Here is a 22,951-nt window from a genome sequence, read left to right on the forward strand (position 1 = left end):
ATTATTTCACCGCACCGGCCATCAGCCCGCGCATGTAATAGCGTTGCAAAAGCAGGAAGACGATCAGGCAGGGGATCGTCATGACCGCGACGCCGGCCTGTACCGCGCCCCAGTTGACCGCGCCGAGACGGCCGGCGCGCACTGCCATCATCAGGACGGGCAGGGTGTATTTCTCGTTGCTGGCGAGGAGGATCAGGGCTGCGAGAAATTCGTTCCAGGCATTGAGGAAGGCGAAGATCGCCACCGTTGCGACGCCCGGCAGCACCAGTGGCAGCAGGACGCGCACCAGCAATCGCAGGTCCCGCGCGCCGTCGATGCGCGCTGCCTCCTCGATCTCCTTCGGCACGGCGTCGAAGGCGTTTCGCATCATGAAGACCGAGAAGGGCAGCTGCAGCGTGACGTAGATAAGCGTCAGCCCGAACAGCGAATTGTTCAGTCCGAGCTTAGCAAGAATGATGAACAGCGGGGTCAGGATCGATTGGAACGGGATCATCAGCGTGGCAATGATCAAAACGAACAGCACGTTCTTTAGCGGAAACCGGTAGCGGGAGAAGCCGTAACCAGCAAGTAGGCTGACCGCTACGGTCAGCACAACGGTTGCGAGCGACACCAGCAGCGAATTGATCGTGTGCTGCCAGATCCCGGCGCCGAAACCGTCCAGCGATCCATAGGCATCGAGGCTGAAACCATTGGTCGGCCATGGCGGCAGAGGCGGCAGGCGGGCTTCCGCGCCATGGCGAAACGAGGCCAGAAACGCAATGGCGAAGGGCGCCAAGAAGAACAGCGAAATGGCGATCCCGGTGGCATGATAGGCGCCGTTTGATCGGACGGCCTTGCGCACACGGCGCTGCTTGGCGGGTGTCGTATTTACAGGTGTCACGGTTTTTCCTCCCGGACGCGAAGCAGCCAGAGTTGGATGATGCTGATGGCAACCAGAATGGCGAGAAGTGCTATCGACAAAGCTGCGCCATAGCCGAGATTGAAGGACACGAAGGATTGGTTGAAGATGTAGTAGACTACCGAGATCATCCGGTTCTGCGGCCCACCCGACGTCATGATGTAGAACTGGTCGAAGGCGAGGATCGAGCCGGTCACGGAGATGATCAGCGCCAGGGCGATGGTTTTGCGCATCAAGGGCAGCGTCAGGTGCCGGAAACGCTGCCAGCGGCTTGCGCCATCGATCCGGGCCGCCTCCGTCAGTTCGGCTGGAATGGCCTGAAGACCCGTGAGCAGAATGATCATTGTAAAGCCGGCGATCTTCCAGACGACCATGACGATAATAGTGAGGAAGGCGCTGTCGAAGGTGGCGAGCAGGTTCGGGCTCTTGTCCACCCATCCGAGTGCTTTCAGCGCCGGACCGATGAAGCCGCTGTCGACATTGGCAAGCCACACCCAGAGCAGCGAAGCCGTGGCAAGACCAACGACAACCGGCAGGAAGATGATGGTGCGGTAGGCGCTGACGAAGCGCCGCTGCTTCTCGACGAAGATCGCCAGCGGAAAGGCGACGGCGAAGATCGCGATGGTGACGATGACGGTATAGTAGGCGGTGAACTGCAGCGCAGACATGAAGCGGGCGTCGTGGAACATGCGGACGTAGTTCCTGAACCCGATCCAGCGCGTGCCACCCATCAGCGGCCAGTTGTGCAGGCTCATCCAGCCGGTGAAGATCACCGGGATGATGAAGAAGGTGATGACGAGTGCCATCGCCGGCGCGATGTAGACCAGACCGCGCAAGCCGGTTCTGCGGGCGCGCCGGCGTCTGGGCAATAGGGTCTTTGAGCCGGAAACAGTCATCCAGATGCTCCGCAGAGACGGTGGAAAGGTGACCGGAAGGTGGGTTTTCGCCTTCCGGTCGCAGCAGCCTTTGGGAGGTTACTGGCCGCTGTCGATGATCGACTGCATTTCGCTTTGCGCATTGGCAAAGGCGCCATCGACGTCATCACCGAAAATGGCGGCGTTGGTGAAGCTCGCCCAGGGGCCGTTCGCGCTGTTGATCAGGTCGTTGAATTGCAGCGTGTAAGGGGTCTTTGCGACCGCGATCGCGTCTATGCCAACCTGCAGGCGTGGATCGAGACCTTGCAGGACCTTTTCGGCAATATCCCCCCGTGTCGGCAGGCTTCCGTATTTGGCCATGATCTTCTGGCCGTCCTCGGAATAGATGTATTCGAGAAATTTCTTGACGGCGGCGATCTTCGGCGTCCCCTTGGTGACGACAAAATTGTCACCGCCGGCAAAGGACGACGTACCGCCTGTCGCGCCGGGGATCAGCGTTACGCCGAAATTGATATCCGGATGCTCGGTCACCAGCGAGCCGATGGCAAAGGCACCAAGGCTCTGCTGGCCGATCTTGCCGTTGGTGAACGAGAGGAAGTTCACCCCATTGTCGCTGGCAGCGCCCGCCGGCACGAGATCCTTCTTGACCATGTTGCGGTAGATATTGATGGCCTGGCGCATTTGCGGCGTATCGAGGGTCGCCGCCTTGCCATCGGCTGACAGGATGTCGGCCGATGAGCCCCAGACAAGCGGGGTGAAGGTGAAGATCATGCAGCCGCCGCAACCGCCGCCGGAAAAGTAGAAGCCATAGGTATCGTCACCCAAGGCGCGGATTTTTTCGGCATTGGCGGTGATTTCGTCCCAGCTTGCCGGCGCCTTTTCCGGGTTGAGACCGGCCTTCTTGTAGAGGTCCTTGTTCCAGGCGAAGACCGAGGTCTCGACCGACAATGGCAGCCCGTAGATGCGACCATGATAGCTGCCGAGCTTGACATGGGACGGCGACAGCGAGTTGAAATAGGGCAGGGACTTCGCCCAGTCCGTCAGGTCTTCGAGCTGGCCTGCCGCCGCAAAGGCGGGATTGTAGATCAGGTCCATCGACAGCGCGTCAGGCGCCTGTCCGCCTGCAATCGCCGTCGCATATTTCTGTACCAGTTCCGAGAACGGCACCTCGGTCATCGCGACCTGGCTCTCGTGGCTAGAATTATAGGCTTCTACGGTTTTCTTGAAGGCATCGCCGACACCGGTGCGAACCCACATTTCGACCTTTTCGGCCGCCGATGCGCTGGCTACCAGGCATAGGGTTACGACGCTGGTCGCAGCCAATAAGCGCTTAATCATGATACTCCTCCCAATTTGACGCCATTCTCCCTGGCGCTTTGTTCATTCCCTTGGGGTTTCACCCCCGCACGATTGCCGGACGACCAGCCGGCATGGCAGTTTCCGCACGCCCGGCTCGACGGACCGTCCTTCGGCGAGCGCCAGGACGGTCAATCCCGCCTGCCGCCCCAGTTCCTTCAGTTCCATGTCCACCGTCGTCAGCGGTGGCCGGGTCTGGGCCGCAACAATCTCCCAATTGTCGAAGCCGATCACCGAAACATCTTCCGGCACCTTGATGCCGCGTTCGCGCAGGGCATCCACCGTGCCGCGGGCGATCTGGTCGTTGCCGCAGAACAAGGCATCCGGCTTGTCGCCGGCGCGCTCCCAGAGCAGGCCGACCGCCTCATGGCCCCAGCTTTCCGACCAGACGCCATAAAGAACCTGTTGGCATTCGCCCGCTGCGATGCTGTAGGCATCGGCGCGTTCGCGCACCGAGAAAAAGTCCTTCGGGCCGGTGACATGGACGATCCGGCGCCGCCCGATCGACTGCAGCCACTCGACCGCAAGGGTTGCGCCATATGCATCGTCCGACCGGAAGATGACGCTGTTCGGCGTCCCTTCGGTGAAGGCATAGACGACCGGAACCGACAGGTTCGAGAGATCGACCGGCAAACTCCTGTCCATCCGCTTGCCGGTGGCGATGATGCCGTCCACCTGCTTGTCGAGCATTGCTTCGACATGAATCTGCCCAAGCGCCGGGTCGTCTTCGATGGCGCAGAGGAAAACCGAAACGCCGTGATCGACCAGTGCCTCCGATACGCCAGCCATTACCGGCAAGGTGAATCGGCCGTAGGTGTCGTTGGTGAGAAGCCCGATCGTGAAGCTGCGCTTGCTGAGCAGGCCGCGCGCAAGGGCGTTCGGACGAAAACCGATATCGGTGGCCACCCGTTTGACCCGTTCGCGTGTCTCGTCTCCCATGCGGCCGGTGTTGTTCAGAGCTTTCGATGCAGTCGAAATGCTGACGGCCGCCGCTGCTGCAACGTCATGAATCGTAATGCGTTTCTTATTCCTCCCCGTATCCAGCCTCTTGTCCTCCTGTTGTGGTGAGAAAACCTTTTACCAAGGAAATTGTCAAGTGAGAAAAGGTTTTCTCAATTCAATGGGCTGAGGTTTTCAAGATTCCGCGAATCCCTCAGGCAAAAATGGAATTTTGCCTTCTCGCCCCACATAAATGGGCGAAAGCATGGAAAGGAGAGATCATCACAATGACTTCGGAAGACGTCGTCGCCGTACTCGACCCAGTCGACCGGACACTCGTGACCGAGGTGATAGCAACCGGGGCGACCCAGGCTGAGTTGGCCATCGTCTTTGCGATCGATGACGTCGGCCAGACCTGCCGGCCGGGGCGGCGGATGGCAACGTTGGCCGAGCCGGTGCCGATGGAGGCGGTATGGATTACCTCCAGCACGTCTATGGCCCACTCGTTGATCGCAAATTGGCTGAGCATGGCATACCGCATCCAGCTAGCTCGGCACATGGGCGAAAAGAGCGGATGAAAACGTCAGGGGTGGGCTCGTAAAGACCCACCCCTTGGCAATCCTCGGCTCAGAAGAACCCAAGTTTGTTTGGGTTGTAGCTGACCAGCATGTTCTTGGTCTGCTGATAGTGGTCGAGCATCATCTTGTGCGTCTCGCGCCCAAAGCCCGACTGCTTGTATCCACCGAACGCGGCGTGGGCCGGGTAAGCGTGATAATTGTTGATCCAGACGCGGCCGGCCTGGATTGAGCGACCGAAGCGGTAGCAGCGGTTGGCGTCGCGGCTCCACACGCCGGCCCCAAGGCCGTATATGGTGTCATTAGCGATTTGCAGCGCCTCCGCCTCATTCTTGAACGTCGTGACAGAAACCACTGGGCCGAAGATCTCTTCCTGGAAGACCCGCATCTTGTTGTGGCCCTTCAGGATCGTTGGTTGAACGTAAAAGCCGCTGGAAAGGTCCCCATCAAGGCGCGCGGCATCCCCTCCGATCAGTACCTCTGCCCCTTCTTCCACCCCGATCGTCAGATAGGACAGGATCTTGTTCTGCTGTTCCTGGCTCGCCTGTGCTCCCACCATCGTCTGCATGTCGCGAGGGTCACCCTGTTTGATCGCGCGCACCCGCTCGATGCAGCGTGCGATGAACGCCTCGTAGATGTCTTCCTGGATAAGCGCACGACTGGGGCAAGTGCAGACCTCGCCCTGGTTGAAGGCAAATAGGACGAACCCTTCGACGGCCTTGTCAAGGAACGCGTCATCCTCTGCCATCACATCGGAGAAGAAGATGTTCGGGGACTTGCCGCCCAATTCCAGGGTTACCGGGATCAGGTTTTCGGTTGCCGCCTGCATGATGATGCGCCCGGTCTCGGTGGAGCCGGTGAAGGCGATCTTTGCAATGCGGGGGGATCTGGCCAGTGGGCCTCCCACCTCGGGTCCCATCCCGTTGACGATGTTCAGGACGCCGTCCGGCAGGAGGTCGGCGATCAGTTCCATCAGCACCATGATGGCCGCTGGTGTCTGTTCGGCAGGCTTCAGTACAATGCAGTTGCCGGCGGCAAGTGCGGGGGCCAGCTTCCAGGCGGCCATCAGGATTGAAAAGTTCCACGGGATGATCTGCCCGACGACGCCCAGCGGCTCGTGATAGTGATAGGCGACCGTGTCGGCGTCGATTTCGGACATGGTGCCTTCCTGGGCACGCAACACAGAAGCGAAATAGCGGAAGTGGTCGACTGAAAGCGGGATATCTGCCGCGGTGGTTTCGCGGATCGGCTTGCCGTTGTCCCACGTCTCAGCCTGCGCCAGAAGCTGGAGATTGTCTTCCAACCGGTCGGCGATCTTCAAGAGGATGTTGGCGCGTTCGCCTGCTGAGGTCCGGCCCCAGGCCTCCTTGGCATCGTGGGCCGCATCCAGCGCCAGCTCAACGTCGGCCCCGTCCGATCGAGCAACTTCGCAGACCTTTGCGCCAGTGATCGGGGTGATGTTGTCGAAATATCGGCCGTGGACTGGGGGAACGAACTTGCCGCCGATGAAATTGTCATAGCGGTCCTTGAAGGGCGAGACATAGATGCTCGCCGGCTTGGTCATGATGTTCATGGAAATACTCCTCCGTGTGATCGGATCCTCCACCCGATCACATCTAGATGCGCCAGAAAGGTCGGCTGGTCAGCCTGGGGGAGAGGGTCAGGGGTCCAAAACGTCCCAAATCTGAGACAGGTGGGCGCGCTATTCGCCGATATGCAGCCGTCTCATGCGCCGGTAAAGGGTTGCTCGACCGATCCCCAATCGCCGAGCGGCCTCCGACACGTTGCCCTCGGCACGAGCAAGGGCACGCATCACGGCGGCTCGTTCCGCGGCGTCAAACCCCAAGCACTCCTCTCCCTCGCCGAAGAGGTCCGACGCAGGGCGGGGTTTAAGCAAACCCGTGGGCTCCAATCTGAATACCCGACGTGCGCCCCGTGTTGCCCCGACGACAAGATCGTCGGCATCCACAGCCAAAAGCACCGACATCTCGCTGTCGTCCGTATGTGCCACCACGATGCGAGAATTTGGAAATGTAGCGCGGAAGTAATCGGCCTCGATGGACCGCGCGGTCTGCGCCACCATCGCCGAAATGAGCCGATTGAATCCTTCCGTCTGGTCGACCCGGGCAGATGACACATCGAGCGCGGCGATGATGCCGCCATCGGCACCGAAGACCGGAGCATCCATGCAACTCATCCCAGTATTGCGGGCGAAGAAGTGTTCGTCGCGGTGGATAGTGACGCTTCTTTTCTCGGTCAGGCAGGTGCCTATTCCGTTGGTGCCTTCGCTGGCCTCGCTCCAGTCCGCGCCGGGCCATAGGCCCCATTCCCGGAAGGCTGTCAGATCGGAATCCTTGCAGCGCTGATCCAGGATCACACCATCGCAATCGGTCAGAAGAACACCGCACCCTGATGCACCCACCAGGCCAAAGAGATGGTCAAGCCTTGCTGTTGCAACCCTCATGAAGCGATCCAGGCAAGCTCGTCGGTGGTCGAGTTCCGCCTCCTCGACCCGATCGTTCGGTCGGCGGGCCGCCGGATCCAGCCGGTGATGTTCCATTGATCGTCGCCAGGAAGCAGCAAGCGGACTCCGCGCCGCGTCCGATGCGGACGCGATAACCTTTGCAACCCTGTTCACGTGATCGGTTTCGCCGCGGATGATACGTCCTCCCTGGCGATAAGCTTACCACCTCGTTGGGCTGCGGCAATATGAATCCCGCCGGCAGCCCTGTCTCAGGTTAAACGGGTAACCTAGCCTGGACGGTCCGGGCTCGAGAGCGCGAGTGTGCACCGCTGGGATGGCTGGTTAGGCGGCCAGGCGTGAGCATCAGCTTCCACGATGAATTCGGCCTGGCGGGCGACCTGATTGGAAGGAAAAGCGTCGACCTGAAGCCGCAGCGCACCGGAACCTATCCCCTCGAAGACGCCGGCATGGCATTCGAGGCGGCCTCTGCATGGTGGCAGGCGGTCAGCAATCCCGGGGCAGCCGTCCTTGCCGTCAGCCCGGGCTCCTGTTCCGCGCAGATCGAAGTGGCCTTCCAGCAACGCGTCCGAAATCGGCACCCGCTCGGGGGATTGGCAGGGCTTGGAAGATCACCTTGCAGCACGATGCGCTTGCGATGACCACGAAGTCTTGGGTCCGGCGTCGGAACGGCCGACATCAGCGCCTGCGTATAGGGATGTGCCGGCGCGCCGAAGATCGATTGCTTTGGCCCGGTCTCAATGATCTTGCCGAGATACATGACCATCACACGGTCCGCGACGTGCCGCACGACGGCAAGGTCGTGCGCGACGAAAAGCATCGCTAGATTGCGCTCGCGCCTCAGCCTGGCGAGCAGATTGACGACCTGTGCCTGAACCGAGACGTCGAGGGCCGAGACGGGTTCGTCGCAGACGAGGAGCGTCGGGTTGAGTGTCAGGGCGCGTGCGATTCCAAGCCGCTGCCGCTGGCCGCCTGAAAATTCCGAAGGATAGCGGTCCGCATGTTCCGCACGCAGCCCCACGGATTCAAGCAGCTTGACCGTCTCCTCCCGCCAGCGAGCCTTTGGCATGGCGCCCGGATGCAACGCCCACGGTTCGGAGATCAGCCGGTCGACCCGCATGCGCGGATTAAGTGACTGGTATGGGTCCTGGAAGACGACCTGCATCTTGCGGCGCAATTCATGCAGCTCCCTTCCGCTCGCTTTGGTGATTTCCACGCCATCGAGAACGGCGCTGCCGCTGGTCGCTGGTCCAAGCTTCAGGAGTGTCCTGACCAGGGAAGTCTTGCCGCAACCGCTTTCGCCGACAAGGCCGAGCGTCTCTCCGCGGGCGATCTCGAAGCTGACGTCATCGACTGCGCGCACGGGCGTCGCGCCGCTGCCGAAGTGCCGGGAAAGGTTTTCGACTTTGAGGAGGGGCTGGTTCATGCTGTCAATACCGGGAAATGGCAGGCGGCCTGGCGGCCCGGCCCCACGGTTTCAAGGGGAGGGACGACCTCGGCGCAGAGCCCTTCGGCACGCGGACAGCGCGTCCTGAACGCGCAGCCTGAAGGAAGGGCGACGGGATTGGGCGCCGAGCCGGGGATCGGCACCAGTTCGTCCTCATCGGTATCCACGCGCGGCTGCGAGGCGAGCAGGCCGACGCTATAGGGATGTCGCGCATCCTCGAAAAGTTCGAAGACATTTGCGGTCTCGACGATCCGGCCGGCATACATGACGGCCACGCGGTCCGCGAGTTCGGCCACCACACCCAGATCGTGGGTGATGAAGATCATTCCGGCATCGCTGCGTTTGCGGATCGTGGCCAAAAGATCAACCACCTGCGCCTGGATCGTGACGTCGAGCGCCGTCGTTGGCTCGTCGGCGATGATGATATCCGGTTCGAGTGCCACGGCCATGGCGATCATGATGCGCTGGCGCATGCCGCCGGAAAATTCGTGCGGATATTGCCTCGCCCGACGCTCCGGATCGGGAATGCCGATTGCCGTCAGAAGGTCGATCACGGCTTTGTCGACGCCGCCCTCGGGGTGGCGGCCGTGGATGCGGTACATCTCCGCGATCTGCCAGCCGACGGGATAGACGGGATTGAGTGCCGCAAGCGCATCCTGAAAGATGAGGGCGATCCGGTTGCCGCAGAGATCTCGCCGCTCGTTGCGCGAAAGCTTCAACAGTTCCGCCCCGTCGAAGCGGATCGACCCCCGGTCGATCGCGCCCGGAGGATTGGGAACGAGGTCCATGATGGCAGATGCCGTCACGGACTTGCCGGAGCCGCTTTCGCCAAGAAGGGCCAGGACTTCACCGCGTTCCAGCGAGAAGGAGACGCCATTGAGTGCTAATATGCGGCCGGACGCCGTATCAAAACTGACTTGCAGGTCCTCGACTTCGAGAAGGGCCATCAGCGCCTCCGGCTCACAAGACGCCAGTGCTGCGACGGATCGTTGACGATCCGGAACCAGTTGGCGAGAAGGTTGAAGGACATGGTGGTGAGCATGACGGCGAGGCCGGGGAAAAAGCCGAGCCACCAGGCGGACGACAGATAGCCCTGGCCCTGGGCGACCATCAGGCCCCAGCTCACCGAAGGCGGCTGGATGCCGAGGCCGAGATAGCTCAGGCCGGATTCGAACAACATGACCATGGCGAGATTGACCGAGGCGAGCGTCAGCATGGTGGGTGCGACGCTGGGGAGGATATGGGTGCGCAGGATCCAGGTCGGTCCGCCACCGAAGACGCGCGCCGCATCGACGAAAAGTCGTTCGCGGACCTCCAGCGTTTCGGCTCTCGCGACGCGGATATAGGCCGGCATGCGGGTGACGGCGAGCACGATCACCAGATTGCTGACGCTCGGACCGAACAGATAGAGGCCGAAGAGTGCCACCAGCAGGGTCGGGAAACCGAGAATGATATCGCAGATCCTCATGATGACGTTTCCAACGATGCCGCCGAAATACCCGGCGATCACGCCCAGCAGCGTTCCGCCGATCAGGCTTGTCAGCACGGTCACCACGGCGATGCCGATCGTCGTCGAAGCCGCCTGGATGAGGCGGACGAGGAGCGGCCGTCCGAGTGCGTCGGCACCCAGCCACAAGGTCCAGGACTGGCCGAAGTCGAACGGCGGCAGGTTGCGCGCCTTCAGCGAAATGCGATTGTCGCCGAGGAGCGACAGGGAATCGGTGAAGATGGCGAGCACGACGATCAGCAGCCAGATTGCCGCGGCGACCGCCATCGGGTCACCCGCGAGCGCACGCAGGAGCCAGAGGATGCGGCGGCTGCGGCGCTCGCGGGCCGGGAGGAATTCGGCAGACGTGTCTGTCATTCGACCCTCACGCGCGGATCGATCGAGGCATAAAGCATGTCGACCAGGATATTGATGACGAAGATCACGACCGCGACGGCAAAGATCGATGCCTGGACGATCGCGAAGTCGCGTTTCAGAATGCCGTCGATCAGGAGTTTGCCGATGCCGGGAAACCCGAAGACCACCTCGACGACGCCGCCACCGCCGGCGAACTGGGCGGCAAGGTCGCCGGTCACCGTGACCGCGGGCAGGAGAGCATTGCGGAGCGCGTGCACGAAGGTGACCCGTCCGTCACGCGCACCCTTGGCCCGCGCCGTGCGGACGAATGTCGCATTCAGCGCTTCAATCATCGAGCCGCGGACGATTTGCACCAGCGTTCCGAATGGTCGGGCAAACAGGCAGGCGACGGGCAGCACCCAGTAAATCGGGCCGCCGAAGCCTGACGTCGGCAGAATGCGGAAGGTAACGGCAAAAAGAAGCACGCCCATCAGGCCGAGCCAGAAATCCGGCACGCTTGCGGCTGCCTGCGACAGGACATTGACGCCCCGGTCGATCCAGCCACCGGCATTCACGGCAGCAATGGATCCCATGACGATCGCGGCGGTGAAGGCCAGAGCCAAGGCGATGGCGCCAAGTGCCAGCGTGTTCGGCAGCGCCTCCAGCACCACGTCCATGGCCGGGCGATTGTGCCAGAGAGACATTCCGAAATCGAGGCTGAGAATATCCCAAGCCCAATCAAAGAACTGGGCCAGGAGCGAGCGATCGAGCCCAAGGCGGATGCGCATGGCTTCGCGCGCCGCATCCGAAGCGTCGACCGGCAGGTAGAGATTGACGGGATCGCCCGTCAACCGCACGAGGAAGAAGGCGGATGTCATCAGCGCCGCAAGCGCGAGCGCCGCGAAGGCCGCACGTTTCAGGAAATAGGTGAAGGACATCCGCTCTCCTCAAGCGACATACAAGCCGTCGGCCGGGCAGATCAACGGTAGCTGATCGACTTCAGCTTGATCTCGTTGCCGGCCTGCACATCAGGCGTATAGTTCACGTTCTTGGCGACACGGGCGATCGTGACCATGTGAAAGAGCGGGGCGATGTTGACCGTATCGACGGCGATGTACTTGAAGGCTTGCTGGAACAGCTTCTTGCGCTCGTCACCGGTCGCCTTCGAGGCATCGGCGATCAGCTTGTCGAGACCGGCGTCCATGATGGTCGACTGGTTGCCATCCGTGGTAAAGCGGTTCGGCAGCGTGAACACGGCATCGCCCTCGGCATTGTCGATCTGCGTCTGCAGGATCGAGGCCGGACGATCCTTGTTCCACGGCTTCAGCAGCCGCTTCAGCCACGGGCTTGTCTCGAGCATTTCAAGCCGAGCATTGAAACCGGCATCCGCCAACATGGCCTGAATAGCCTCCAGGCTTTCGGACGAGTTCGGATAGATGCCGATGCGGCCGTAGATGACGATCTCCTTTTCGACCGGCACACCATCCGCCTTGGCGGCCGCAAGCAGGGACTTCGCCTTTTCCGGATCGTAGTTCCAAACGGGAATGTCAGGATTGAAGCCGAAGACCGACGGTGGCACGACCTGCATCGCCTTTTGAGCGTCCTTGTGGAAGATCGTTCCGATGAGGCCATCCCTGTCGATCGCAAGGTTGAGTGCTTCGCGAACGCGCTTGTCGTTGAGGGGTGCAATCTGCGCATCGATCCTCAACAGCGAGGTTTCGGCGTTTGGGAAAGCATGATCCTGTCCGGTGGTGCCGTCCTGGGGTGCGATTTCATAGGCGATCTGCGCTTCGCCGGTGTCGACCATCGCCGCCCGCACTGCGGACTCGGAGCGCCAGATGATCGTCGCTTTGGGAATTGCAGGCTTGTCGCCCCAATAGCCTTCATAGGCCACGAGACCGACCGACTGGCCGGGCGTCCACGCGACCAGCTTGTAAGGTCCGGTTCCAGCTGGGTTGCGCGTCTTGGTGTCGCTTGGGGTTGCCGGCGAACCGATGTCCAGGGCGGACAGTTTGTTCGGGAGGATTGGCTCGACAACGTCCGTCTTTACGAGGAGGGTCGTCGGGTTCACGGCTTCTGCATTGAGTTTGATGCCCTTGAGCGTGGCTTGTCCCACTTCGCAGGCGAGCGCCGGATCCTGGGCCCGCTTCAGAGCCGCGATGACCGCATTGGCATCGAACGCCTTGCCGTCATGGAAGGTCACGCCTTGGCGCAGCTTGAACTCCCAGGTCAGGCTATCGACCTGCCGCCAGCTGGTGGCGAGGCTCGGGACGACAGAACCATCCTTGGGGCTGAGATTGACGAGCGCCTCGGTGATGTTGTTGTGCAGAATGCGTGAATTGCCCGAGAGGTCCGTGTCGCAGGGGTCGAGCGATTTCGGCTCATCCGTCACCACGACCGTCAGCTTGTCCGGGGCCGCGCGAGCGGGAATTGCGGCGCTTGCCGCCAACGACATTGCAAGCCCCACGCTCAACGCATGGATAGCCGTGATCTTCTTCATGAGAGCCCTCCTCCAAATCCAATCGAACCGCATACGGCGCTTCGGTGATCTCTTCCTCAAAGTCATCCGGGTCCGCGGGGGACAGCCGCGCTCAAATGACTTTACTTCCTCCTGCAAGTACGTAGTGTCAAATATGACACTTGCGACGCCAACATGCTCGTTCGATCTCAAGAAGTCAAGGCAAGTAATCCGCATATGGAATTTGAAGTTCATGATTGAACCAAAGCATGGGTCTCCGGTGGTGGAAAAGACGGCGCATCTACTGGAGGCGGTCGCCGATGCGAGGACCGGTATTTCGCTCGGCGCATTGGTCGATCAGCTCGGAGTGCCTCGTTCGACCGTGTATCGCATCCTCAATTCGCTGACCGCACATGGGCTTGTGGCTCGGGTGAATGGCGGGGCTTCCTACGAGCTGGGGCCGAAATTCGTGCAGCTTGCGCGGCGTATTTCGCCCGGTGCGGATAGGGTGACGCTGATCGAGGCGGCGAGGCCGATCCTGGCAGCCGCGGCTGACAGAATCTACGAATCCTTCAGGCTGGCGGCACCCGAAGCTAATGAAATGATGACGATATTTGCGGCTTCCAGCCCTGGCGACTACGCCCTGTTCATCAAGGTCGGCGGCCGTTCGCGCAAGCATGTCGGTGCGGCCGGCAAGCTTGCTCTGGCCTATTCCGACTACAACGAGATCGAGGTCTACTGCGCCGGCGGGCTGGAGGCCCGGACGCCGTATACGATCACCGATCCTGAGACGTTGAAGGAAGCGCTCGCTGAAATTCGCCGCAGCGGAAGTGCGGAAGACAATCAGGAATCCAATCTCGGTCTGCGAGCTTTCGCCGCTCCCATATTCGATTCTGCAAGTCGCCTGGTCGCCACCGTCAGCGTGCCGTTCATCGGCGAGGCGACGCCGGAGCGCGCTCGATCAATCAAGCGCGAGGTCCTCGACGCCGCTGCCATGGTGATGATGGCTATCAACGGCATTCATCCAATGTCCAAATAAGAGACTAAAAATTCTTTATTGAACTATCGTGTCGTTATGCTAGACCTCGCAGCCGGGCAAACGGAGGTTATCATGACGGCTTTGGACCCATTGGTTTACGCAAAGCTTTTGCGGACAAATTCGGCGACCCTGAGTAGCTTGCTGCTGAAACGTGGGCTCAGGAACACCGCGGTTCGCGGCGTGCGACCGCTGGCCGCCGCCGACAAGCCGATGATCGGCCCGGCGGTCACCGTTCGCTACATTCCCGCCCGGGAAGACATCGACGGCTCGACCTACAGTTCCGATCCGTCCAATCAGCAGCGCAAGGCGATCGACACGATGCCCGAGGGGCACGTTCTCGTGTTCGATTGCCGCGAGCTGGCGGAGATTGCCGGGATTGGCGCGATGCTGGCTCGGCGCCTTGTCTACCGCGGATGCGCTGGCCTTGTGCTGGATGGCGGCGTTCGCGATACGGCCGATATCGGCCAGCTCGGGCTCCCGACCTATTGCATGGGCCCTGCGGCTCCGGCCAATCTGGTTGCCCACCACGCTTCCGATATGAACCAGCCGATCGCCTGCGGCGGTGTTGCGGTTTATCCCGACGATATCATCTTCGGCGACACCGAGGCTGTCATCGTCATCCCTCGGGAATATGTGAACGAGATCGCTGACGAAGCCGTTGCAATGGAGGAGCAGGAGGAGTTCCTGAAGCTGGAGATCGAGTCTGGCAAATCGACACTTGGCGTATATCCACCGAACAGGGAAACCCTCGACCGGTTCGAGGTTTGGCGTAGGGCTCGCGTTGACGCCGTTTGACGCCTACAATTGCCAGTCCGGTTGGTTCAGTCCGGTAACTTGCCGAGCGCTGATGTCAGGTTAACTGCAGCTGAAAGATTTTGCGGCCATCTCGCCGTCATGAGCCAGAGTCCCGTCAGCTTGCGGTGTAAGCCGTCAAGCCTCGAGCGAGATTGACGCGGGGGCTGCGGGCACTGATAACAGTTCGCCGATCAGGAGCCCGTTTTGCGCCGACGTGGCCTTCCTAGCCGTTCCATGGATTGATCATATCAATACCGAAACCTTCAAAATCTTTGGTGTTGCGCGTCGCGAGGGTGAGATGGTGTGCTATCGCGGTGGCGGCGATTAATCCGTCCATTGAAGCCAGTCCGCGGCCACTCTGCTTGGCAAATGCCATGAGATCGCCCCATGATAGGGCGACAGGCTCTTCCACCGGAATCACCCGCCCCTCGAAACGCTGCGGCAGGTCATGCGAAAGCCATTCCGCCAGAGTGTCGCGTTTTCGCCCGCTGTCCATCAAAGCGACGCCTCGGCGGATTTCTGCGATTGATATGATGCTGATATAGGCGCGGTCTTCGTCGAGTCCGCCAAGCCACTCTAAAACGCGTGCGTCGGGACGGGGCTTTGTTACTTCAGACAGAACGTTGGTGTCGATGAGCAGTCTCACAGCGGCAGGTCACGTGGCTCATCGCGTTCACGATCCAGATCCAAGCCGGCACCGCGGAGCGGCGAGTCCATGAGGAATTCTGCAAGTGATCCTTTGCGTGCTATTTTCCGCTGCCATTCTTCCGCCGAAACGACAACCACGCTTGGTTTTCCGTTCCGCGTGATTGTCTGGGGCGCTGATTGTGCTCGCTCGATGACCTCGGAGAGTTTTGCTTTGGCGCCGGCGACCGTCCAGATCCTATCATCGTGTGCTGATGGCCGCATTGCTCGCTCCTGACTATAATGACCATCATGACTATATGAGACGATGGGCTTGAGCGCAAGCCTCGCCCAATTCGTTCGCTGAAAACTAGATAACGCCTTTGCTGAAAATGAAGCATCCATAGGGGCCTGGATCGGAGGTTCTTACGATCGCAAACGATTTTTTTGCTTCTTCATGAAATGTGAAACGCTCCAATGCCTCCATTTGGACGGGTCGTCCTTCAGCTTGATCTATGACCTTCTGTATTGTCGCGAAGATTGGCGCCTGACCAGCGACGTCACCGACAACTTGCATCCGTTTCACCGGTGCGTCGACGAAGGTATCAAGAGGAAAGAGTTTCAGAACAGCTTCCGCAAGACGCTCGAGGCCGCAGCCGGAAACGTCGATGAGACGGCTGTAGGTTGTATGTCGGGCGATTGTCTGTGCGGGATGGTTGATGTCGCACAAGACCAGTTGGTCGCCGTGCCCCATCAGCATCAAAGCATGCATCAGTTCAGCATTTAACACCGGATCGATTCCCCTCAGCACCTCGTTATTCTCCCTTTGGATGAGGCTAATTCTTTACCAGTTAAAGCAAGTCTGTAATGTTCGTGATTACGACGCTGTCCTCTGTTAATTTTTTTCTCCGCAATCCCTCGAAACAAAGGCGAATTAGGGCTTTTTAAGGCTCGACTGGGTCCCTGAGACAATGCGCTGGCAGACACCAAAGAAATCTCGACCGAGAGACTTTACAATATTTTGCCTCTATGTGAAGTCTACGGGGCGGATGAGGTCTTCCCAGGATAAGCCGGATGGCGACAGGTCTAGCTGACGGCTTTACCTGTCGCCGCCCTCCAGGAAGATCGATCAAGCGGCGCGAGGAGTGCGCGCCGCCGCAGGAGGAGGACAGCTTTTGGCATCGATGAATATCGTCAATGTCGGAAAGGCCTATGGAAGCCTGACGGTGATCCATGGGGTTTCCGTCGAAATTCCCGACGGCGAATTCGTCGTCCTGGTGGGGCCGTCCGGTTGCGGAAAATCGACACTGCTGCGCATGGTCGCCGGTCTCGAGCCGATAACTTTCGGAGACATTCGCATCGACGGCAAGGTGGTCAACGACCTGCCGCCGAAGGACCGCGATATCGCCATGGTATTTCAGAGCTATGCGCTCTATCCGCATAAAACGGTGGCCGAGAACATGGGTTTCGCCCTGAAGATGCGCGGCGAGACCAGGGCGGATATTGACGAGCGCGTGCGCAAGGCTGCCGAGATACTCGACCTAATGCCGTATCTTGCGCGTTATCCTCGCCAGCTTTCCGGGGGCCAGCGCCAGCGTGTGGCGATGGGAAGGGCGATCGTGCGCGATCCCAAGGTGTTCCTGTTCGATGAGCCGCTCTCCAACCTCGACGCCAAGCTGCGCGTACAGATGCGCGCCGAGATCAAGGAACTGCAGCGGCGGCTGGCGACGACCATGATCTATGTGACGCACGATCAGGTGGAGGCCATGACCATGGCCGACCGGATCGTGGTGCTGCGCGACGGGCGCGTCGAGCAGATCGGTTCGCCGCGGACGCTCTACGATACGCCGGCAAACACCTTCGTTGCCGGTTTCATCGGCTCCCCGTCGATGAACCTGATCAAGGGGCATATCCGCGCCGCCGCGGAGCCGTTCTTCGAGGCCGATGAGGGCATTCGACTGCCGCTCGACCGCGCACCTGCGGGCTCGGACGGGCGGCCGGCTTTTTACGGCATCCGGCCGGAGCATTTCACGCTCGGCGGCGCGGTCAGCGCCCACGTGACGGTCGTGGAATCGACCGGATCGGAAACGCAGGTCTTTGCAAAGCTCGGGCAGCAGAAGATCATCGGTGTTTTTCGCGACCGCATCGAGGAACCCTCGGACCACGTGATCGCGATGACGCCGAACGCGACCCTCGTCCATCTGTTCGATGCCGAGAGCGGACTAAGGCTCGACTGAGAGTTTGGCCGGCGCTTCGAGGAGGGGGCGCCGGCAGCCACGAACGGTGGCGTTCTATCAAAGGGAGGAGACCCACATGAAAGTCAGTGATTTCGAGAGAATGATGGCGATCGGCCTCAGCCGGCGCGCCATTCTGAAGACGAGTGCAAGCCTCGGTGCAGTGGCTGCAACGAGCGGCATGCTCGGTTTGCCTGGAACGGCCTTTGCGCAGGATGCGTCGCTGCGTAGCCAGATCCTGCAGGTGCCGGGCGTCGGCAAAGGGTCTCCAACCGACGCCGATTGGCAGAAGGTCGGTGGGATGTGCCTGGAAGCGACGAAGAAGAGCGTGAAACAGGGCGAGTTCGCTGGCGTCCAGCTGTCTTTCATGGGGCTGAACAACCAGAACCTGCATAACGTCTTGTTCCGGGGCTTCCTCAAGCCTTGGGAAGACTATACCGGCGCCAGGATCACGTGGATCGACCTCGCGCAAGCCGACTACAGTCCACGCCTGCAGCAGGCGATCGCCACGGGTACGGTCGATTTCGACCTGCTCGAAATGGGCGCGCCGTTCGAGGGCGATGTCTGCGGCAAGGGGCTGGCGTCGGAGATGCCGGACTGGGTCAAGGCCCAGATCGACATGGACGACTATGTCGACTACCTCAAGGCGCCGGTCGGCACCTGGGACGGCAAGACCTACCGCGTCTCGGTCGATGGCGATTGCCACAACTTCAACTACCGCACCGACTACTTCACCGATGCCGGCCTCGCGAAAGCCTGGAAGGACGAAGGCCACCAGGGTGAGTGGGGAGTTCCAAAGACCTGGCAGAAGGTTCAGGAGGTCACCAAGTTCCTCAAGGGCAAGACCGTCGGCGGCATGGAATCGGTCGGCTATCTCGACGCGCCCAAGGCTTGGGGCGGTTTCGGCTTCTACTTCCTCGGCAGCCGCGCCACCGCCTATGCCAAGCATCCCAATGACAAGGCCTGGCTATTCGACACCGATACGATGAAGCCGCGGATCAACAACCCGGCATGGGTCCGCGCGATCCAGGACATCATCGACGCCCTACCATCGGAAGCGGGCGACCAGCTCAATGCCGACCCGGGCACGACAGCCTTCCAGCAATTTCTGGCCGGCACCGGTTCCATGGTCTCCTGGTGGGGGGATGTGGGCGCAAGCGCGCGCACCAGCGACAGCTCCGTCGTCGGGGAGACCATCGGCTTCGATATTCTTCCGGGATCGGATGATGTCTACAACACCAAGACCGGCAAATGGGAAAAGCTCGCAAGCGGACCGAACCATGCGCCGAACATGGCCTATCTCGGATGGGGCGTCTATGTGATGGCTCGGGTCGATAGAGACGAGAAAAAGAAGAGGGCGGCATGGAGTGCGGCCGCCCATCTTGGCGGCAAGGACCTGGCGCTCTGGACGGCCGCCTATCCATCCGGCTTCCAGTGCTATCGTAAAAGCCAGTTCAACATCAAGGAATGGGTGTCGGCCGGTTACGACGAGGCGTTCATCTCAGGCTATCTCGCTTCGCAGTCGAATTCCTACAACCACCCGAACGCTGCAATCGAGCCGCGCATTCCGGGCATCTTCCAGTATTACAGCGTCGCGGAAGACGAACTGGCCAAAGTATTCGCCGGACGGGCGACCGCTCAGGCCGGTGCCGATGCGATTGCTGCGGCATGGGAAAAGATCACTGATCAGCTTGGCCGCGACAAGCAGCTCGCGCTCTACAAGGCCTCGCTCGGGGCCTGACACCCGCGGGGCAGTTTCGGCTGTCTCCTCAATGATCTCAGGCGGCGCAGAGTCGTGGCGCCTGAGCCTCTGCCCGCTTCAGCTCGCCTTCTGCCCCAAGGGTCTTGCCTATGTCGCATACGGTTACGCCAGCCATCAGCCCCGTGGAGCGGACGACGGTCCAGCTCACCGCCGCCCGGCGCGGCCGGTTTTTGATCGTTGCCGCGAGCATCTTGTTATTCGCCGTCCTCGTTCTTCAGATCCTCGAGGCGGGCGGGGTTACGGCGCTCGGGCTTGTCAGCTGGCGATCGCTGCTGTTTGCCTATATCTTCTGGGCGGTGGCCTTGTGTGCGAGCCAGGTGATGATCCGCGGAGAGGCAGGCCAGCGCGCCGTTTTCGTCCTTCCAGCCATCCTCTTCACCGTCGCCATGGTGGTTTTCCCGACCGTCTTCGGGCTTTATATCGCCTTCACGGATTGGAATCTGAGCGCGGCGGCCGGCCGACGCTTCAACGGGTTGGACAATCTACGGGCGCTATTTGCGGACGCGTATTTCTGGAACGCGCTCCTGAACATGGTCTACTACGTTCTCTCCGTACTCGTTCAATATGCCATCGCCTTCGGGCTGGCGCTCTTGCTCAACACCGAGATCAAGGCCCGAAAATTCTTCCGTGTCGCCTTTCTCCTGCCGCTGATGCTGAGCCCGGTGGCGGTCAGCTGGATGATCGGCAAGTCGCTGATGGAGTACCGGTTCGGTCCGGCCGCGACGCTTGCGCGCCATCTCGGCTGGGACAACCCGGCCTTTTTCTCGACGCCCTGGCTTGCACGCACCGCGATCATGGCGATGGACGCCTGGGTATCGATTCCGTTCATGATGATCCTGCTGCTTGCCGGCCTTCAGGCACTTCCTTCCGAAATCAAGGAGGCGGCAAAAGTCGACGGTGCGTCCGGCTGGCAGAGTTTCAAGGAGATTACCTTTCCGCTGATGCTTCCGGTCAGTATGACAGCGATCATCCTGCGCATTATCTTTCAGCTGAAGCTCGCCGATATCGTCATCAACGTCACCGCCGGCGGACCGGGCGGGGCGACGGATACCGTGTCGAGCTTCATCTTCCGGGAATATCGTGACCGTTCCAATGTCGGCTACGGGACCATGCTTGCGGAATTCTATCTCGTCATCATCATCATCTTCGTCGCGCTCATCCTCAAAGGGGCGAGCCGATGGATGCAACGTGAAAATTGAGGCGAAGCCCATGGCGATCACCGCTGAAACATCCGATAAGCCGGGAAGTCTTTGGTCGCGGCGCCCGCAATTCCTGACCACCAGCCTGCTGATCTATGCAGCTTTGGTCTTCTGGGCCTTCGTCTCGCTCTTTCCGATCTACTGGACGATCACGACGTCGTTCAAGACAGCGGTCAACGTCACGCAGGGGCACCTGATACCGTTCGTGGACTTCACGCCGGATTGGAGAGGCTGGCGTTCGCTCGGCCTCTCGCCGGATACGATCCTTGCGCCATCAACCGTGCGGGATGAGTTCCTCCGCCGGTTTTTCAACAGCATCGTGGCGTCCGCCGGGGCCTCGTTCCTGGCGGTGCTCATTGGGTCGCTGGCGGCCTACGGGCTCAGCCGGTTCACCTACAAGTTCCTTTGGATGGCGAACAAGGACATTTCCTTCTTCTTCCTGTCGCAGTTGATCCTGCCGCCGGTCGTGCTCGCCATGCCGTTCCTGGTTCTCTACAAAAACCTGCTGCTGCTCGATACACTGATCGGTCTGATCCTCGTCTATACGCTCATGGTACTGCCAATCGTGATCTGGATCATGCGCGACCAGTTCGACACGATTCCGGTTGAGCTGGAACAGGCGGCATTGGTGGATGGCTGCTCGATCTGGGGCGCTTATCTGCGGATCGTTCTGCCGATCGCGCTGCCCGGCATGGTGGCAGCTTTCATCCTTTCGGTCATTCTGTGCTGGAACGAATATTTCTTTGCTGCGCTGCTGACGAGTTCGAATGCCAAGACACTGCCGGTGATGGTGGCCAGCCAGACGGGGTCGCAGGGGATCAACTGGTGGTCGATGGCCGCCATCGCCACGGCCGCGATCATGCCGCTGGTCCTCGTCGGAATCTTTCTGGAGCGCTATATCGTCAAGGGGCTGACGGCGGGCGCCGTCAAATAAATCGTATTGAGGAGGACATTTTGCTCAAGAATATTCATCCGGCGCTGAACGCCGACGTGCTGCACGCGCTTCGCTCCATGGGGCATGGCGACACGCTGGTCGTCTCCGACACCAACTTCCCGAGCGACAGCGTCGCCCGACAGACGGTCGTCGGCCGGCCGCTCAGCATTGCCAATCTCTCGGCTCGTGACGCGATCCGTGCCATTCTCTCGGTGCTGCCGCTCGACACGCCGCTCCAGAATTCTGCCGGTCGCATGGAAGTCATGGGCGCGCCGGGCGAAATTCCGACCGTGCAAGGCGAGGTGCAGGCGGAGATCGACCGGGCGGAAGGCAGGCCTTCGCCCATGTACGGTATCGAGCGCTTCGCTTTCTACGATCTGGCCAAGAAGGCCTATTGCGTGATCTCGACCGGCGAAACGCGCTTCTATGGCTGCTTCCTGTTCACCAAGGGCGTCATCCCGCCTGCAGGCGTGTGAGGTTTTCGGCATGGGAACCGGAATTTCCATTCTCGGCATTTTCGTCGCCGACACGGCCTATCTCGCGCCGCGCATGCCAGCCCTGGGTGAGACCATCGCCGGCAGCGGCTTTTCCGTCGGGCCGGGCGGCAAGGGATCCAATCAGGCGGTGGCTGCCGCGCGGGCAGGGGCCGACGTGTCCTTCATCTCGAAGATCGGCCGCGACACATTCGGTGATCTGGCGCTCAAGACCTACGAGCAGGCCGGTGTGACGGCGAAGCTGACCGTCATGGACGACCATCCGACCGGCGCTGCCTTCATCTATGTCAACGACCGTACCGGCGACAACGCGATCATCGTTTATGCCGGGGCGGCCGGCACGATCGACGTCGAGGATGTCGAGGCAGCGCGGGGTACCATCGAGCTATCCGCCGTGTTCATCACCCAGCTAGAACAGCCCGCACCGGCGGCCCATCGGGCGCTCGAAATCGCAAGGCAGGCCGGTGTCACCACGATCTTCAACCCCGCACCCGCGGGCGTCTTTCCAGCGGAGATCTACGGGCTCTGCGACTATATCGTCCCCAACGAGACAGAAGCCGCAGCGTTGGTCGGATTTCCGCTCGAAACCCTGGAGGATGCAAAGCGCGCGGGCGATGTGCTTTTGTCGCATGGTGTCGGTACGGCGGTCATCACGCTCGGCGGGCAGGGCGTCTTGTTCCACAGTGCAGGGCAATCCACTCATGTGCCCGCCGTCTCCTGCGGCCCGGTCATTGATACGACCGGTGCCGGCGATGCTTTCGTCGGCGGTTTTGCTGCAGCGCTTGCGCGGGGCGCGGCACCGCTCGATGCCGTCCGCTTCGGCTGCGCCACCGCCGGCATCGCCGTCACAAGACGCGGGACGGCCCCCGCAATGCCCACGCTTGCCGAGATCGAGGCGGTGATGGCGGGCTGACGCCGAAGTCCTGCCGGCGCAGCCGACTGAAACTTTTCGGGGCCGGTTTCGAGGTTCGTCCAGCCATGGCTGCCGATCCCGGCT

At 60.9% G+C, this 22,951-nt stretch carries 23 protein-coding genes; 9 read left to right on the top strand and 14 right to left on the bottom strand.

The annotated features are described in order from the left end of the window. Position 1: 1 nt before the first annotated feature. From AC1D3C_RS02785 to AC1D3C_RS02800, 4 genes are all read right to left on the bottom strand, one after another. Positions 2-880, bottom strand: a complete 879-nt coding sequence (locus AC1D3C_RS02785) for a carbohydrate ABC transporter permease (RefSeq protein ID WP_477481788.1) — start codon at positions 878-880, stop codon at positions 2-4. Continuing rightward, complete coding sequence (locus AC1D3C_RS02790; protein ID WP_477481789.1) at positions 877-1,794, bottom strand: carbohydrate ABC transporter permease; 918 nt, start codon at positions 1,792-1,794, stop codon at positions 877-879. The genes AC1D3C_RS02785 and AC1D3C_RS02790 overlap by 4 nt, the downstream gene beginning before the upstream one ends. Positions 1,795-1,872: 78 nt before the next feature. After that, entirely contained in the window at positions 1,873-3,111 is a 1,239-nt protein-coding gene (locus tag AC1D3C_RS02795) for an ABC transporter substrate-binding protein (protein ID WP_477481790.1), read from the bottom strand. A 42-nt stretch (positions 3,112-3,153) separates the two neighbouring features. Next, the gene (locus tag AC1D3C_RS02800; RefSeq protein ID WP_080719319.1) at positions 3,154-4,173 is read right to left on the bottom strand and encodes a LacI family DNA-binding transcriptional regulator; all 1,020 of its coding nucleotides are present in this window, start codon (positions 4,171-4,173) and stop codon (positions 3,154-3,156) included. A gap of 182 nt (positions 4,174-4,355) precedes the next feature. Here AC1D3C_RS02800 and AC1D3C_RS02805 point away from each other — a divergent pair, with 182 nt between their 5' ends. Continuing rightward, positions 4,356-4,646, top strand: coding sequence for a hypothetical protein (locus AC1D3C_RS02805; RefSeq protein ID WP_477482010.1), 291 nt, complete (start codon positions 4,356-4,358; stop codon positions 4,644-4,646). A 49-nt stretch (positions 4,647-4,695) separates the two neighbouring features. Here the strand turns inward: AC1D3C_RS02805 and adh are convergent, their stop codons facing one another. The 7 genes from adh to AC1D3C_RS02840 all read right to left on the bottom strand — a co-directional run bounded on the left by adh (position 4,696) and on the right by AC1D3C_RS02840 (position 12,915). After that, positions 4,696-6,207 carry an aldehyde dehydrogenase gene (adh, locus tag AC1D3C_RS02810; RefSeq protein ID WP_477481995.1) on the bottom strand — a complete coding sequence of 504 codons (1,512 nt, stop codon included), beginning with the start codon at positions 6,205-6,207 and terminating at the stop codon, positions 4,696-4,698. A 138-nt stretch (positions 6,208-6,345) separates the two neighbouring features. Continuing rightward, positions 6,346-7,203 carry a helix-turn-helix domain-containing protein gene (locus tag AC1D3C_RS02815; protein WP_477481791.1) on the bottom strand — a complete coding sequence of 286 codons (858 nt, stop codon included), beginning with the start codon at positions 7,201-7,203 and terminating at the stop codon, positions 6,346-6,348. A gap of 349 nt (positions 7,204-7,552) precedes the next feature. Further along, on the bottom strand, positions 7,553-8,551 hold the full coding sequence (locus AC1D3C_RS02820; protein WP_477481792.1) for an ABC transporter ATP-binding protein: 999 nt from the start codon (positions 8,549-8,551) through the stop codon (positions 7,553-7,555). Then, positions 8,548-9,519: an ABC transporter ATP-binding protein gene (locus AC1D3C_RS02825; protein WP_477481793.1), complete on the bottom strand. Its 972-nt coding sequence runs from the start codon at positions 9,517-9,519 to the stop codon at positions 8,548-8,550. Before AC1D3C_RS02825 ends, AC1D3C_RS02820 begins: the two co-directional genes overlap by 4 nt. Continuing rightward, on the bottom strand, positions 9,519-10,436 hold the full coding sequence (locus AC1D3C_RS02830; protein WP_105428065.1) for an ABC transporter permease: 918 nt from the start codon (positions 10,434-10,436) through the stop codon (positions 9,519-9,521). The genes AC1D3C_RS02825 and AC1D3C_RS02830 overlap by 1 nt, the downstream gene beginning before the upstream one ends. Continuing rightward, positions 10,433-11,353 (bottom strand): ABC transporter permease, encoded by a 921-nt coding sequence (locus tag AC1D3C_RS02835; RefSeq protein WP_041364102.1) that lies wholly within the window; start codon positions 11,351-11,353, stop codon positions 10,433-10,435. Before AC1D3C_RS02835 ends, AC1D3C_RS02830 begins: the two co-directional genes overlap by 4 nt. Before the next feature lie 41 nt (positions 11,354-11,394). Beyond that, a complete protein-coding gene (locus AC1D3C_RS02840) occupies positions 11,395-12,915 on the bottom strand; it encodes an ABC transporter substrate-binding protein (RefSeq protein WP_477481794.1) in 1,521 nt (506 codons plus the stop codon). Here AC1D3C_RS02840 and AC1D3C_RS02845 point away from each other — a divergent pair. Both AC1D3C_RS02845 and AC1D3C_RS02850 read left to right on the top strand, forming a co-directional pair. Further along, on the top strand, positions 12,902-13,912 hold the full coding sequence (locus AC1D3C_RS02845) for an IclR family transcriptional regulator (RefSeq protein WP_477481795.1): 1,011 nt from the start codon (positions 12,902-12,904) through the stop codon (positions 13,910-13,912). The two genes, AC1D3C_RS02840 and AC1D3C_RS02845, sit on opposite strands and share 14 nt — an antisense overlap. 72 nt (positions 13,913-13,984) lie before the next feature. Continuing rightward, complete coding sequence (locus AC1D3C_RS02850; RefSeq protein WP_477481796.1) at positions 13,985-14,707, top strand: ribonuclease activity regulator RraA; 723 nt, start codon at positions 13,985-13,987, stop codon at positions 14,705-14,707. Positions 14,708-14,930: 223 nt separating this feature from the next. Here the strand turns inward: AC1D3C_RS02850 and AC1D3C_RS02855 are convergent, their stop codons facing one another. The 3 genes from AC1D3C_RS02855 to AC1D3C_RS02865 all read right to left on the bottom strand — a co-directional run bounded on the left by AC1D3C_RS02855 (position 14,931) and on the right by AC1D3C_RS02865 (position 16,142). Beyond that, positions 14,931-15,353, bottom strand: a complete 423-nt coding sequence (locus AC1D3C_RS02855; protein WP_477481797.1) for a PIN domain-containing protein — start codon at positions 15,351-15,353, stop codon at positions 14,931-14,933. Next, entirely contained in the window at positions 15,350-15,616 is a 267-nt protein-coding gene (locus AC1D3C_RS02860) for a type II toxin-antitoxin system Phd/YefM family antitoxin (RefSeq protein ID WP_040124185.1), read from the bottom strand. The genes AC1D3C_RS02855 and AC1D3C_RS02860 overlap by 4 nt, the downstream gene beginning before the upstream one ends. A gap of 85 nt (positions 15,617-15,701) precedes the next feature. Next, positions 15,702-16,142 carry an RbsD/FucU family protein gene (locus tag AC1D3C_RS02865; protein WP_477481798.1) on the bottom strand — a complete coding sequence of 147 codons (441 nt, stop codon included), beginning with the start codon at positions 16,140-16,142 and terminating at the stop codon, positions 15,702-15,704. A gap of 364 nt (positions 16,143-16,506) precedes the next feature. Between AC1D3C_RS02865 and AC1D3C_RS02870 the strand changes: the two genes are divergently transcribed. The 6 genes from AC1D3C_RS02870 (at position 16,507) to rbsK (ending at position 22,867) form a co-directional block, all read left to right on the top strand. Next, entirely contained in the window at positions 16,507-17,568 is a 1,062-nt protein-coding gene (locus tag AC1D3C_RS02870) for an ABC transporter ATP-binding protein (protein ID WP_477481799.1), read from the top strand. A 76-nt stretch (positions 17,569-17,644) separates the two neighbouring features. Continuing rightward, a complete protein-coding gene (locus AC1D3C_RS02875) occupies positions 17,645-19,306 on the top strand; it encodes an ABC transporter substrate-binding protein (protein ID WP_477481800.1) in 1,662 nt (553 codons plus the stop codon). Positions 19,307-19,416: 110 nt separating this feature from the next. Further along, a complete protein-coding gene (locus tag AC1D3C_RS02880) occupies positions 19,417-20,526 on the top strand; it encodes a carbohydrate ABC transporter permease (protein ID WP_477481801.1) in 1,110 nt (369 codons plus the stop codon). A 10-nt stretch (positions 20,527-20,536) separates the two neighbouring features. After that, positions 20,537-21,460, top strand: a complete 924-nt coding sequence (locus AC1D3C_RS02885; protein ID WP_477481802.1) for a carbohydrate ABC transporter permease — start codon at positions 20,537-20,539, stop codon at positions 21,458-21,460. Between the two features lie 20 nt (positions 21,461-21,480). Continuing rightward, entirely contained in the window at positions 21,481-21,936 is a 456-nt protein-coding gene (locus AC1D3C_RS02890; RefSeq protein WP_247033879.1) for an RbsD/FucU family protein, read from the top strand. A gap of 10 nt (positions 21,937-21,946) precedes the next feature. After that, positions 21,947-22,867 (top strand): ribokinase, encoded by a 921-nt coding sequence (rbsK, locus tag AC1D3C_RS02895; protein WP_477481803.1) that lies wholly within the window; start codon positions 21,947-21,949, stop codon positions 22,865-22,867. Positions 22,868-22,951 lie beyond the last annotated feature (84 nt).

The organism is Neorhizobium sp. P1_A6 (assembly GCF_056406795.1).

Excerpts from the sequence above, each read along its gene's own strand:
- AC1D3C_RS02880 (WP_477481801.1), top strand. The coding sequence starts at position 19,417 with ATGTCGCATACGGTTACGCCAGCCATCAGCCCCGTGGAGCGGACGACG.
- AC1D3C_RS02860 (WP_040124185.1), bottom strand. The coding sequence starts at position 15,616 with ATGCGGCCATCAGCACACGATGATAGGATCTGGACGGTCGCCGGCGCC.
- AC1D3C_RS02820 (WP_477481792.1), bottom strand. The coding sequence starts at position 8,551 with ATGAACCAGCCCCTCCTCAAAGTCGAAAACCTTTCCCGGCACTTCGGC.
- AC1D3C_RS02825 (WP_477481793.1), bottom strand. The coding sequence starts at position 9,519 with ATGGCCCTTCTCGAAGTCGAGGACCTGCAAGTCAGTTTTGATACGGCG.
- AC1D3C_RS02885 (WP_477481802.1), top strand. The coding sequence starts at position 20,537 with ATGGCGATCACCGCTGAAACATCCGATAAGCCGGGAAGTCTTTGGTCG.
- AC1D3C_RS02790 (WP_477481789.1), bottom strand. The coding sequence starts at position 1,794 with ATGACTGTTTCCGGCTCAAAGACCCTATTGCCCAGACGCCGGCGCGCC.
- AC1D3C_RS02795 (WP_477481790.1), bottom strand. The coding sequence starts at position 3,111 with ATGATTAAGCGCTTATTGGCTGCGACCAGCGTCGTAACCCTATGCCTG.
- AC1D3C_RS02835 (WP_041364102.1), bottom strand. The coding sequence starts at position 11,353 with ATGTCCTTCACCTATTTCCTGAAACGTGCGGCCTTCGCGGCGCTCGCG.
- AC1D3C_RS02850 (WP_477481796.1), top strand. The coding sequence starts at position 13,985 with ATGACGGCTTTGGACCCATTGGTTTACGCAAAGCTTTTGCGGACAAAT.
- AC1D3C_RS02815 (WP_477481791.1), bottom strand. The coding sequence starts at position 7,203 with ATGGAACATCACCGGCTGGATCCGGCGGCCCGCCGACCGAACGATCGG.
- rbsK (WP_477481803.1), top strand. The coding sequence starts at position 21,947 with ATGGGAACCGGAATTTCCATTCTCGGCATTTTCGTCGCCGACACGGCC.
- adh (WP_477481995.1), bottom strand. The coding sequence starts at position 6,207 with ATGACCAAGCCGGCGAGCATCTATGTCTCGCCCTTCAAGGACCGCTAT.
- AC1D3C_RS02830 (WP_105428065.1), bottom strand. The coding sequence starts at position 10,436 with ATGACAGACACGTCTGCCGAATTCCTCCCGGCCCGCGAGCGCCGCAGC.
- AC1D3C_RS02805 (WP_477482010.1), top strand. The coding sequence starts at position 4,356 with ATGACTTCGGAAGACGTCGTCGCCGTACTCGACCCAGTCGACCGGACA.
- AC1D3C_RS02875 (WP_477481800.1), top strand. The coding sequence starts at position 17,645 with ATGAAAGTCAGTGATTTCGAGAGAATGATGGCGATCGGCCTCAGCCGG.
- AC1D3C_RS02840 (WP_477481794.1), bottom strand. The coding sequence starts at position 12,915 with ATGAAGAAGATCACGGCTATCCATGCGTTGAGCGTGGGGCTTGCAATG.